The following is a 12,213-nucleotide window of genomic DNA, read 5'->3' as shown; positions in this document are numbered from 1 at the left end:
CTGAAACCTCTTTGCCCGCCTGCTCAAGATGGCTGTGCGGGGTGCATTTCTTCAGTATAATCCCATGCAGACAGGGTCAAAACTATTCTGCCCCGCCGGGCGTGCTGGCTCTGGACGCTGTTGCAAAGGGGGCGTCTTCGCAATGCTCTGCTATGCTAAATGGCCCGCTTTGTTGAAGGCCCTCATGTTGAAGGAAAGAGTATGATGTTTACCCCCCTGTCCCGAAATCTTCTGGTTCCGCTGGCCTGCGCCCTGACACTGGGGACGCCCGCCTTGGCAGATCCTCCCTTCACCACCGCGGCAGAGGTCAAGCCGATCCTGGCAGCCACCCGCGCCAACTGGATCTCGGTCCGGGATTTCAACGGGCAGGATCTGGTCTATGTCACCCACCTGTGGTCCTGGCGCTGCGGGCTGGCACGGATCCGGTTATCGATCAACGATGGCGGCCCGGAAATCTGGCCTCTGCCGCCCTGCCATCTGGATCAGACCGCCCCGAACGCCATTCATGAGGAAGACGGCCTGCCCTACCGCGCCTTTGCCCCAGGCAGCATCGAGACGATCACGATCGAGCTTACCTATGATAATATGACGGTCGAGACCCAGACCGTGAACCGGCAAGGGCAACCGGCCACCCCCTGAGCAGACGCCCCCTGGGCCAATGGCCCCGGATCAGGCCGACAGCAGGGTCACGCCGGGGATCTGTGCGATCTGTTCCAGATCTTCCTCATAGAGGTCTGACAGGGTGTCCATCAGATCCTCGGTCCAGCCCGGCAGATCGATTTCCTCTTCGATCGCCTCGTCGATGGCATATTTGCCCAGGAAGGCGGCGATCACCCGCTGTTTATGCGCCTCGGTCATGTCCCGGTGTTCATGCAGATAGGCGCGCAGCCGTTTCATGCCTTCGGTGGACATGATCGAGGACAGCAGATCCATACCTCCCGAAATCCGCTCTTCCGAATTAAAGCCCATCATCTGCCGCAGGATCTGCGCCCAGTTCAGCGGCATATCCTCGTAACACCAGACGGTTATCGGCACATCCGGCACCGCGGTACGCAGGCGCAGCAGCAGGTTCGACCAGCGCAGGGCCACCGGGTCGCTGCTTTGCAGAACCTGATCGACACGCTGCGGACTGGCATCCGCCAGAAGGGTCGGCAACAGGCTGCCGGGATCGCGCAGCCCCATATGGATTTCCAGCTGATCTTCGGGGAACAGCCGCGCAAGCGCCCCCATACGCATTTCCGCCTCGGGGTAGAAATTATGCCCCTCAAGTGCCTGACGCTGCGAGCCGAAGAAATGCGGGTTGGACAGGATCACCCGGTCTGCATGTTCCTGCTCCAGGATCGAATCCCAAAGGACCTCCCCCGAATCCGGCGCCGGAGTTCCAGTCAGAAGCGCCCCCATGCAATCCTTCAGCAGGTAGCGGTACTTGCCGGGACCGGGAATAGCGACACCGCGTTTCGCCGCCGCTTCCTTGTTGTTCAAAAGTGTCTTCAGCAACCGGTCTTCTTCGGTGCCATGTGCACCCACGTGGAGGATGACCTGCATGAAATCGGGGCCTTGCTTGTGCGATGATTTAACGGGTTAAAGGCTTACTCCGCCTGCGTTCAAAGGTCAAACGAGGCGCCCCTATGCCCTGCAGGCCCGCGCGGCCAGTGGCCTGCACAAACCAGACGCAGGAATTGCACATTGCTTGCGTTTTCCATCTTGCAGGCTGCGCCCAATATCGCTAATTCCCCGGCAGCGCCCCTATAGCTCAGCTGGTAGAGCAACTGATTTGTAATCAGTAGGTCCGCGGTTCGAGTCCGTGTGGGGGCACCATTGCAAAGTAAATTTCCTCAGTATTTCATGAACTTACCCTGCACGGTGAATTCCCAGCCCACCTCTAGGTCCCCCCTTTGAATGCCGTATAACTGGTCTGTAGACCAGCAGCCCAAGCGCCCTCGCCCCGCTCGGAAACAATTGGGAAGAGCAAGCGCCCAGCCTGCCAACCTGAAAAGCGGTCAATCGGCCACAATTTTGAAGGTAGCTTCTGCCACTTAATCGAAGGCCAATTTACCCATCTAGGAATTGTCCACCCGCGATATGCGGAATTTGGAGGTCGACTTTGGGGCGGGCTCATGTTGCCCTCCACGCTCAGGACTGCTGGCCGGGCCACACAGAAAAGACACCTATAGCGGGTCGAGTTTATCCGATTCTGTGGTCTGAGGCCTTGAAGGGAAGCTTTCGGATATTCGGCGGTGTGTCGGTTTCCCCGAAGGCGCATCATGACATGACCTCTGTACCAATGCATGCATAGTTGAGACGGTGGAGCCTCCCCAGTAACCGACATCGCTGTTCTGAAACTTGCTGCGGGATAAAGTGAAATGGTCTCAAAGCACGATTTGCCGCGTTGCGGCAGCGAGATTAAAGCAAGAACGCAAACAACCCCGTTTAGCCTACGCCCTTAAGCAGCCCGAAGTAGATATGATCTGTGCGGACGCAGCACCAGAGCCTCCAGGCAAGTCGGGGCGGAGAACGGACTTTCGCTGCAGGTCCGAGTTGAGACGTGGTTCTAGCTGAAAGCAGACCTTTTACAATTGAGAGAACTTTAGGTCCAATCCAGGAAACTTTGCGAAACACTAAAAGGCCATGGTTTGCAGGTGTGATTTTCCTAATTGCCAAGATGGGCATCTCTTGTTCTCCAAATGTTCGCTCGCTAAAATTCCGAACGGCGTCCAAGTGACATTCGAGCAGAGTTGGATTCGCATTGCCAATTTTTGAACCAAGAAAAGATGAGTTAGCGCAGCTAGACGACAGTCAGCTGGAGGAACTCGTCGCTAGACTATGCGAAGCGGAGCTATCAGCGCGCGGTGGCTTCCTGCGTGATGTGAGATGGTCAGGATCGTTGACAGCGCCCGATGGCGGGGTGGATGTCAGGGTTACGGTAACTCGAGAGGGCTTCGACGGAGATTTTATCCCAAGAGCCGACAACGTGTTTCAGGCCAAGGCCAAAAGCATGGCGCGTGCCGAGATACTTGACGAAATGCTCTCGGAAGGGACGCCGAAACCCATCATTCATGAACTCGTCGAAAACAGTGGCTCTTACATCATTGCTTCGACTGAGGACTGCTCTCCGCCTATGTATCAGCGTCGTATCGATGCCATGAATGAGGCCTTAGCTGGTCTTGATAATCCCGATGCGATCCATGTGGACTACTACGATTGTTCTCGTCTCCTCCTATGGCTACGCCAGCACCCTACAGTCCAGATTTGGGTTCGTGAGGTTGTCGGCAGACCTCTTGCTGGCTGGCGCCCGTTTGGGAGATGGAGCGCCACTCCGGTGGACGCCAACGACGACCTAATATTGGACGATGGCGTTAGAGCGGTCGTTCCCTCAACCTCCCAACAGCCATTACAGCTTGGCGAGGCCATAGACAGTGTTCGGAGGCTAATAAACGCTTCACGAAAATCAATCAGGATCACCGGCCTTTCAGGTGTTGGTAAGTCTCGCTTCGTGCAGGCGCTTTTTGAGGACGGGGTTGGCGACACTCCTTTGGACCGTACCTCAGTGATCTACGCAGATATCGGTGACGAACCGGAACCATCTGCTCGCGCCCTAGTCGACGCAATGATAGCGCAGGGAGTTTCCGCCACTGTCGTCTTAGACAATTGCGCCTCTGACCTACACAATTCGCTGGCGTCGAGGCTCTCCAAGCAAGAGAATTCCCTCCGGCTGATTACTGTCGAGTATGACATCCGTGAGGATAAGCCGCAGACTACAGAAGTGGTACAGTTGGAGGCCTACGGGCCGCAAATTGCGGAGAAGTTGCTCCTTAGAAGGTACCCCGAACTGGGCAATGTGAACGCTGCAAAGATTGCAGAATTTTCAGATGGAAACGCTCGGCTCGCAATCGCGATCGCTGATGCCGCACCAATTGATGAGACGCTTGGTCGGTTGTCGGATGAAGAACTCTTCAATCGTCTATTTTATCAAAGACACGACCTTGACTCTGGCCTCAAAGAGCAAGCCGAAGCTCTGTCGTTGGTATACTCTTTCTCAATAGAAAGTGACGAAGAAGGCGTAGATGAGCTAGCGCTTCTGGGCGCGCTGTGTGAGCAGACTAGGCTCCGAATGCATCGCGCAGCCCAAACTCTAGTTGATCGACAAGTCGCGCAGAAGAGGTCGCGCTGGCGAGCCGTTCTGCCACATGCGGTTGCCAACCGGTTAGCTTCCGAGGCCCTAAGCAATATTCCACTTGATCAACTCACAGACACCTTCGAGCGAAAGGCAAGCGCGCGCCTTTTGAAGTCCTTTGGCCGCCGCCTTGGCTTCCTGCACGAGCACCCTATAGCGGTCGAAATCGTAGACGGATGGGTATCCGAGGGAGGCCTCCTGTCCGACTTGTCAGCTTTGAACGAGCACGGTCGAGAACTCTTGATGCACATTGCACCCGTTTCTCCGGCTCGCGCACTCGAATTGGTAGAGGCTTCATTTGCAAACCCTGAAACCTTAGCATCCTTTGAGCCACGAGACTCATTTAGGTCGGTCGCGCTTAGCATATTGGTAGGACTTGCATATTATCCTGAGTTCTTTGAACGCGCCGTTGCTGCATTGCTTGTAGTTGCGGACCATGAAGACCCGGACAACAACTATGATAGCGTAAGAGGCAAGCTAAAGGGTTTGTTCCAAGCTTACCTATCTGGAACTCATGCCACTACTGCCCAAAGGGCTGAAATCGTTCGAGCTGCGCTGCACTCCGGCAACGAGACACGAGTTCAGATTGGCGCCGAACTCTTAGACTCAGCGCTTGAGGCCAGCCGTTGGTCAAGCACCAACTCGTTCGAGTTTGGGGCTCGACCACGAGACTATGGGCATAGCCCAAGCTTCGAGGAGCGGCTTGAATGGTTTAGGACTTTCATCGGCATCGCCTGTGACGCCTCCCAATCCGACTCTGAGACAATTTCTAAATCGTGCAGAAGGCTCCTCGCCGCGAACTTTCGTGGGCTTTGGCGCTACCCCGACCTTCGCGCTGAAATCATTGACGTTTCTAATGCCATTAATGACAAGCTGCCTTGGGTGGAAGGTTGGCACGCCGTGCGATCTGCGCTGTATTTTGACTTTCGGCGGGTCGCAGAAGAGAAACGAGATGAAGAAGGAGCGGCGCTCCTTGCCTCGTTGGAAGAGAAGCTCGCTCCACAAGACTTGCTTTCTGAAATCGAAGCTCTCGTCATTGATCCGGGCAACGATATGTGGTCGCTGGACGAGGACTTCGATCCTGAGGAGCCTTCAAAATTTGAAGCATCTCGCAAGCGATTGAGTGAAAAGGCGCGGATCTTGGGTTGCCGCTGTCGCCAGTCTGATGGGATGCTTGAGGAGCAAGCCCATCGCTTGTTCAACCCGGGTTGGGCTCCGTACTTATTACCATTTGGAGAAGGCCTGATACGGTGCTCTTCGGATTGTCGATCTACATGGGAAACACTCGTCGGCGGCCTCAAGTCGCTCGATACAAAGCACTTTAACTATGGTGTTCTTTGTGGTGCGTTGAATGAGATTTCAAGCACAGATGAAGCCTTAACCGCTATGCTGCTAGATGAAGCAGCCTCTGACGAGTTGCTCCGCCCAATCATCGTTATGCTCCATCCGAAAGGGAGCTTCTCTGATCAAGACTTCGAACGCTGCTTGGCAGCGCTCCGTGGCACGGACAATCCCCGAGGGTTTGAGGATCTGCTTTGGCGGGAGGAGTATCAAGATTCAGGGTCGGCGAGAGCGGAGCAGCTCGCAAGAGTAATGGTGACGAAGGAAGGTGGCGAGCGGGGCCTTTTGGAAGGGCTCTCTATGAGACTTCATGATAAAAAGGACACTGAGGAGTTGCTCGGAACAGGCTTGCGCAGCGTAGCTCTTCGGGCGGCCGCAAAGCACTTGCTTGAACATGACAACGATCCGGGCGGAAATGGTGACTATCGACTGACCAAAGTCCTCGGGCACTGCCTTAGATACGATTGTGAAGATGCTGCGATTGGAGACCTGCTTGACAGTCTGTTCGACCCGGAAGACGGGGCCGCAATGCGCTACTATCAGTTCGACTCTGCCGTCGCTACTATAATCAAGTTCTTGTACGACCCGTTCCTTACCCGTGCTCTTCTCCAAGGTGAAATCAAGGATTACAAGCGCTTTCGTGCCTTTGAAGGAAGCTCACACTTCGAGAACCCACTTTCTCAAATTGAACCAACTGATCTTACTGCTTGGTGCGCAAACGCGGGCGAAGCCTCTGCTTGGAGTTTGGTTGCCCGAGCCATTTCGCCATTTGGAAGTAGTCGGGATGGCGGAATTGATGACCTAACGGAACAAGGCTTGGCGCTGATTACGGCTTCGCCGAACCCGGTTGAAGTGCTCTCGGTGTTTGTTGAACACATAGCTCCAATGAGCTGGTCTGGCAGTCGCGCAAACATCGTTGGCCAGCGGATAACGGCGCTTGAAGAAGTCTCCGAAGCGGCAATTCCAGGAGTGGCGGAATACCTTGCGGAGGTGGCGCCAAAGCTAAGAAAGGTGGAACAGGAAGAGCGCGACCGCGAGGCAAAAAGAGACAGAGATGACGAGCAAAGGTTCGAGTGATGTTGTGCGGCCCAGGCTTTCTCGATGCCTCCAATAGCGACAGTGCGGAAACCTCTGTGTTGCAGGTGCTCAACCTGCCGTATTCAGCGCTTGTTTGCGTCGCGTTCCCGACTTCAAAGTGCTAGCGGATGTTGGTCTCGCAGCGAATGGCGGCTCTGGCGGGCCGCGCCGCAGCATCTTGACCCATTGGCCAACGGCGGCTCTGGGCCGAACGGGCCTCAGCCTCTGACCTGCTCCCCTGAAAAGTCCGCGGTTTGAAGTTAGCCTGTTCTCCAAACGAGGAGACAAACGATGCGGAAGAGCCGATTCAGCGAAGAACAGATCATTGGCATCTTGAAGGAGCACCAAGCTGGCATCGCTCTGCCGGAAGCATGGCATCAGTGATGGCACGTTCTACAAGTGGCGTTCGAAGTATGGCGGCATGGAAGTGTCGGAGGCCAAACGGCTGAAGGCGCTCGAAGCCGAGAACGCGAAGCTGAAGAAATTGCTGGCGGAACACATGCTCGACGTGGCCACGCTGAAGGAAATGCTGGGAAAAAACTTTTGAAGCCCGGTGCAAGGCGGAGAGCCGTGGACTGGGCCATGACAGAGAAGAACTACAACCAGCGGCGGGCCTGTGCCTTGGCCGGGATTGATCCGCGCGTCTACAGGCGGCGACCAGCCAGGCCTGAGGCCACAGAGCTCCGAGAGAGGCTGAAGGAGCTCTCCGGGGAGCGTCGGCGGTTTGGCTACCGACGACTGCACCTCCTACTGGGCCGAGAGGGCTGGCAAGTTAACTGGAAGAAGCTCTATCGGATCTACCGTGAAGAAGGCCTGACAGTGCGCAAGCGTGGCGGTCGCAAGCGAGCGATTGGAACACGTGCGCCGATGTCGATCCCGCAAGGGCCAAACCAGCGATGGTCCCTGGACTTCGTCTCAGATAGCCTTTCGGACGGGCGCCGGTTCCGGGTGCTTTGCGTCATCGACGACTTCAGCCGGGAATGCCTGGCCGCGGTCGTGGACACCTCACTCTCCGGCCGGCGGGTTGCCCGTGAGCTCGATAATATCGCCCGAACGCGCGGTTATCCGTGCATGGTGGTCAGCGACAATGGGACCGAACTTACGTCGAATGCCATCCTGAAATGGCAGGAAGACCGGAAGGTCGAGTGGCACTACATCGCGCCTGGAAAGCCCATGCAGAACGGCTTCGTCGAGAGCTTCAACGGCCGCCTGCGAGACGAGTGCCTCAACGAGCACCTGTTCGCCAACCTGCGCCACGCCCGGGAGCTGATCGCGTCTTGGCGTGACGATTACAATCACCATCGCCCCCACACGAGCCTCGACGGGCTCACTCCGTGGGAGTATCACCAACGGTCAATAGACGACCAAACACTGAACAGAGCGAACAAACAACCGCGGACTCAAAGGGGAGCAGGTCACCTCCCGTGCATCTGTGTCTCAAATCGTGTCAGTTCTTACACAGGAGCAGCCTGGGCGGTTACTGCTTTACGAGCCGCATGTCCAAGGACCCTCCACCGCCTTGTATCTCGAACAGGCGGTCTATGTTCGGATGCGCGCCGGGTCGGTTTCGCGCATCCTCGGTATGTTCCGCAAAGACCGCCAGCCCGTGTGTCGCAGCTTCGGCATTCAGAACCCCATACGTCGCCAACAGGTATTGGTAGACCGCCAGGGCCCCCTGCTTGCCCGGTTGGTTCTCAATGGACGCGACCAAATCGCCTGCGGCATCAACCATCTCCAATCTCTCGATCCCGTCAATGGATGGCAGATTGTGAAGGTTCTCCTTGAACGAGGAAACGGGCTGAATCATAGGGCTTTCCTTTCAATCACCATTCCGAACCGCCCTACCAATCGAGGACCGCCAAGCCAAGGCTGCAAAGGCGCCGTATCATACTTGGATCAGCCCATCGGCACCTTCAATTCTGCAGCTGCAACGAATGCAAGGTTCGGGGGAACCGTGCCGCAGCAATGACCAACCCGGCGAACGGCATGAAAGGGCCGAAGCCCGCCCCAGTCGGAGGTGCTTCACGTGGGCTTTTGCAGCGCCGTTCAACGAGCGGCAGCAACGCGCAGGGAAGCGACATTTGCAAACTCAGCCGTTTGACACGATACGCCGCAGTTTTTTCTGCGATGACGCCCGCGAGAGCTGACTTTCACCGCAAGTGCAGTATGGCTATCCGATCAACTGGAGGCAGCGCGGGCAAAGCAGTCAAATTCATACATTGAGGCACCACCAACTGACGCCCCGGAAGCATGGACACTCTTTAGGCCCGGATGTAGCGTCAGCAATCCATTTTTCCGGGACCGACGTGACAAAAACGACATATCCAACCCCTAACCAAACACACCGACGAGCCGACGCTGTCATGCATGGTATCGCACTGGCGTTGATCCTGACGGCGGGCGGTTTTCTGATTTCCAAATCAATCAGTGGCCTCGAGCCCAAATTGGTTCTTGCCGTCGTAATTTACTTGCTTTGTTCGTTGGCATCTAATCTGGCTTCCGCCGCCTATCACTTTTCCACTTGGCATCACCGGCGCAAACTATTGCGACGCATTGATCACGCTGCAATCTATCCCAGCATTTCTGGCGCTTTCACACCCTTTTTCGTGTTGGCAAGCACCACGTGGACGATGACCCTGCTGTGGATCTGCTGGGGCCTGACTGTCGTGGCTGTCTGGAACAAAATCACAAACGAAACAGTCAAGTCGCAATGGTCAACAGCGTCCTACCTCGGACTGGGCGCACTTGGATTGAGCGCCTTGCCTGACCTCACAAATGTGCCCATTGCGACACTGTGGTGTATCGTGGCCGGGGCCGTCGCTTACGTCGTTGGAACGGCATTCTACGCCCAAAAAGCGCTGCCTTTCCGGTATGCGGTTTGGCATACGTGGGTAAATATCGGCGGAGCGTTGATGTTTGCGGGCATATGGATGGCCTTGCCCGCACAATGACGGACCTAACAAGGGCAACAACGAACCACTTCGCACACGAGACGTAGAATGCTCCGGTCACAACGAGCAGATACTAGGCTCGACGCTGGCATGCCGCATTGCAAAGATTGGTACGCGGCCATGATGCGTCGGGTGGACCAGCAAATGACGGCAGTCAGCCAAATCGCGACATTAACACGAAGCGCGACGGAGCCTCCGCTGCAAGCGCGAAAGAACTCAGAAGATCTCCCAAGAGCGGACACTTTGCAAAGTCCTGGCGTAAGCCCCTAGCAAACTCGCTTAGAGGGCCTTCTTCGGGCCTTGCCTTGCCCAAACGATGCTAGAGCGCGGCTTCCTGCCCCCGTGATTGGAAATGGTCGTTCCTCGATCGCACCGACTCAAGCTTTGGCTAGTTCATTGGTATGAATGATCCGTTCCAATAAATGAGCGCCCCGGCATCTTCACTTTCGCGGATGGCGCGCACCCTGCCGATCACAATCGAATGCGTTGCGCGATCAATCATCTCCTCGACCTCACAATCGAATGCGGCAGGCGCCCCTTTCAATAGTAAAGCACCACTTTCAGCAGTCTCCCAGTCTCCGTCCCTGTATCGGTCTGGCCCTTTCACCCCGCCAAACCCCGAGAAGTTCTCAGCAATCTGCTGGTGACCCGCGCCAAGAGATGACCAGCCGAACTTTCGGTACTTGTCGAGCAGGGGCCAACTGGAAGAGTTTCGATTGACACAGGCGAGCAGGAGCGGCGGTTCAGCGCTCAGCGAGATTGCTGACGTGACGACCAGACCAGAGATGTCATTGCCTTCGCCAACCGTGATGACTGAGCAGTTGCCCACCAACGCGCGCATCGCGTTGGTGAACGACTTGGAGGATGGCAGCTCCATTACCGGATACCCGCTTCGGCAAGCAACGGCAGGACTTTGTCGCGAAAATACGGGAACTCTTCGACATAATCGACAAAGGACAGCGTGGTACCGGAAAAACCGGTTTCATGCAGTTTGATGATGCCGTCCGCGACCTGTCTTGGCGTGCCGACAAGCGGGAAACCACCATGCCCCATTGCGAACAGATTCTTGATCTGGGCCAGCAAATCGTGAGGGAACGACTGAGCATGGGCAAATTGCAGATTCACCAGATTGTCCACCGCCTCCCAGTCTGCCAAATCGCCCATCAGCCGGTCCCGCAGCGCAGTGGCTTCTTCTTCGGTCTCTCGGCAGATGACATGGCTGAACGTCAAAACGCCAACATCGCGGCCCTTGGATTTCGCCAGTTCCTTCAGCTCTTTGAGCTCATCGACCGACCGCGTCAGATCAATCGCGGGCGTGAAAAGATAATCGGCGTTGTCGGTGGCAAAGGCGCGGCCGGTTTCAGAACCCGCGGCATTCAGGATCGGGGGACGGCCGTTTATCGGCTTCGGATCGCCGGCAACATGCTTGAGTTTGAAATATTGCCCGTCCCAGTCAAAGTAGTCTTCGGACGTCCAGAGTTTTTCGATGATATCGAACCATTCCTGCGCGTAGCCGTAGCGGGTCTCATGGTCATCCGGCAGGGTCAGTCCCAGCGCCTCGTACTCAGGTTTGTTCCAGCCCGCTACGATGTTGAGCCCGGCGCGCCCGTTGCCGACCTGATCCATTGTGGCGATCTGTTTGGCCGAAACAACCGGGTTGTTGGCAGCCGTATGCATTGTCGCAAAGACGCTGATGTTCTTGGTCGATGCCAGCAAGGCGGTGGCCCAGGTAACCGTTTCAAGGACGCCGCCGTGAAAATCCGTCTCGCCGCCGTATCCCACCCAGCGGGCGATGGGCAGCATGAAATCAATGCCCGCCTCATCCAGCATTTTTCCCAGTTTGAGGTTGTTTTCCCAGCTGTTCACCCAACGGTCCGGTGATTTCGTGACCGTCATGCCAGAGGAGCAGTTTGACGAAAACGTCCCCAATTTAAAGCCAGACTTGTCCTTCATCATATTAGTAGTCAACTTTCCCTCCCATAGGATAGATTTTTAATTTGATTATTGATTCGAAAGCGTATGCCAAAATTCCTTTCAGTCAAACAAAATCGACTGTAAGGTCTATCTGGTTGATGGGAGGGTAGCCGATGGCTATGGATCAAGACCCGCAAGATCTCGACTATCATTGGCATTTGTCAGGCAGTGATACCGAGGTCGCCTGCACCGAGCTCGAATTTTCCTTGATGCGCTGTTTCGAAGCTTTTGGGAGGTGGCAAACTGAATGCCTGGCGTCGGTCGGCGGTATCGCCGCCACGGGTCCCGAAAATGCCTTGCTGCATCTTGTCCGCATGAATGACCGTGCAAAGAGCATCAAAGAACTGGCACGTCTGACCAATCGCGATGACATACCAAATATCCAGTATTCGATGCGCAAACTGGTCGGCGAAGGTTTTGTCTCAAAACAAGGGTCTGGAAGGACTGGCGTTACCTATCAGGCGACCGAGAAAGGCAAACAAGTCACTGATGACTATAGCTCAATCCGCCAGCGCTTGCTGATCGAACAGATCAAAAGCCTGCCTGAGTTCGACCAGCGCCTCAAAGATGCAAGTCAAAGCCTGAATATATTGGCCGGGATCTATGAAGAAGTATCGCGAATTGCAGCCACCCACCGGCGCTGACGCGGCAGTGCCTCGCGGCCGCCAATACGTTGATGTGTTCCGGCTAGCCTCC

8 protein-coding genes, 1 tRNA gene and 1 pseudogene are annotated in these 12,213 nt (G+C 55.9%); 6 read left to right on the top strand and 4 right to left on the bottom strand.

The features are described 5' to 3' along the window. Positions 1-201: 201 nt before the first annotated feature. Complete coding sequence (locus SM766_RS15165; protein WP_368948323.1) at positions 202-639, top strand: hypothetical protein; 438 nt, start codon at positions 202-204, stop codon at positions 637-639. A 30-nt stretch (positions 640-669) separates the two neighbouring features. Here SM766_RS15165 and SM766_RS15160 read toward each other — a convergent pair whose 3' ends face one another. Continuing rightward, entirely contained in the window at positions 670-1,545 is an 876-nt protein-coding gene (locus SM766_RS15160; RefSeq protein ID WP_368948322.1) for a hypothetical protein, read from the bottom strand. Positions 1,546-1,742: 197 nt separating this feature from the next. Here SM766_RS15160 and SM766_RS15155 point away from each other — a divergent pair. The 3 genes and pseudogenes from SM766_RS15155 to SM766_RS15145 all read left to right on the top strand — a co-directional run. Further along, positions 1,743-1,818 (top strand) — tRNA-Thr (locus SM766_RS15155). 928 nt (positions 1,819-2,746) lie between these two features. Beyond that, on the top strand, positions 2,747-6,592 hold the full coding sequence (locus SM766_RS15150; protein ID WP_368948321.1) for a hypothetical protein: 3,846 nt from the start codon (positions 2,747-2,749) through the stop codon (positions 6,590-6,592). Between the two features lie 291 nt (positions 6,593-6,883). Then, positions 6,884-7,948 (top strand): annotated as a pseudogene (locus SM766_RS15145) (IS3 family transposase); the annotation flags it as partial. Between the two features lie 121 nt (positions 7,949-8,069). Here the strand turns inward: SM766_RS15145 and SM766_RS15140 are convergent. Continuing rightward, the gene (locus SM766_RS15140; protein WP_368948320.1) at positions 8,070-8,399 is read right to left on the bottom strand and encodes a DUF2322 family protein; all 330 of its coding nucleotides are present in this window, start codon (positions 8,397-8,399) and stop codon (positions 8,070-8,072) included. 499 nt (positions 8,400-8,898) lie between these two features. Here SM766_RS15140 and trhA point away from each other — a divergent pair, with 499 nt between their 5' ends. Continuing rightward, positions 8,899-9,543 (top strand): PAQR family membrane homeostasis protein TrhA, encoded by a 645-nt coding sequence (gene trhA / locus SM766_RS15135; RefSeq protein WP_490363363.1) that lies wholly within the window; start codon positions 8,899-8,901, stop codon positions 9,541-9,543. Positions 9,544-9,931: 388 nt separating this feature from the next. Here the strand turns inward: trhA and SM766_RS15130 are convergent, their stop codons facing one another. Both SM766_RS15130 and SM766_RS15125 read right to left on the bottom strand, forming a co-directional pair. Then, positions 9,932-10,420, bottom strand: a complete 489-nt coding sequence (locus SM766_RS15130) for a flavin reductase family protein (RefSeq protein ID WP_368948318.1) — start codon at positions 10,418-10,420, stop codon at positions 9,932-9,934. Continuing rightward, positions 10,420-11,496, bottom strand: a complete 1,077-nt coding sequence (locus SM766_RS15125) for an LLM class flavin-dependent oxidoreductase (protein WP_368948359.1) — start codon at positions 11,494-11,496, stop codon at positions 10,420-10,422. The genes SM766_RS15130 and SM766_RS15125 overlap by 1 nt, the downstream gene beginning before the upstream one ends. A gap of 134 nt (positions 11,497-11,630) precedes the next feature. Between SM766_RS15125 and SM766_RS15120 the strand changes: the two genes are divergently transcribed. Then, a complete protein-coding gene (locus SM766_RS15120; protein ID WP_368948317.1) occupies positions 11,631-12,161 on the top strand; it encodes a winged helix DNA-binding protein in 531 nt (176 codons plus the stop codon). The last annotated feature ends 52 nt before the right edge of the window (positions 12,162-12,213 follow it).

This window comes from Pseudophaeobacter sp. A-200-2, assembly GCF_041008815.1.
GTDB classification, from domain to species: Bacteria; Pseudomonadota; Alphaproteobacteria; order Rhodobacterales; family Rhodobacteraceae; genus Phycobacter; species Phycobacter gallaeciensis_A.
Note: the sequence above shows the minus strand (reverse complement) of the source record. Positions and strands in the feature narration are given on the sequence as shown.

Excerpts from the sequence above, each read along its gene's own strand:
- SM766_RS15165 (WP_368948323.1), top strand. The coding sequence starts at position 202 with ATGATGTTTACCCCCCTGTCCCGAAATCTTCTGGTTCCGCTGGCCTGC.
- SM766_RS15160 (WP_368948322.1), bottom strand. The coding sequence starts at position 1,545 with ATGCAGGTCATCCTCCACGTGGGTGCACATGGCACCGAAGAAGACCGG.
- SM766_RS15140 (WP_368948320.1), bottom strand. The coding sequence starts at position 8,399 with ATGATTCAGCCCGTTTCCTCGTTCAAGGAGAACCTTCACAATCTGCCA.
- SM766_RS15130 (WP_368948318.1), bottom strand. The coding sequence starts at position 10,420 with ATGGAGCTGCCATCCTCCAAGTCGTTCACCAACGCGATGCGCGCGTTG.
- SM766_RS15125 (WP_368948359.1), bottom strand. The coding sequence starts at position 11,496 with ATGAAGGACAAGTCTGGCTTTAAATTGGGGACGTTTTCGTCAAACTGC.
- SM766_RS15120 (WP_368948317.1), top strand. The coding sequence starts at position 11,631 with ATGGCTATGGATCAAGACCCGCAAGATCTCGACTATCATTGGCATTTG.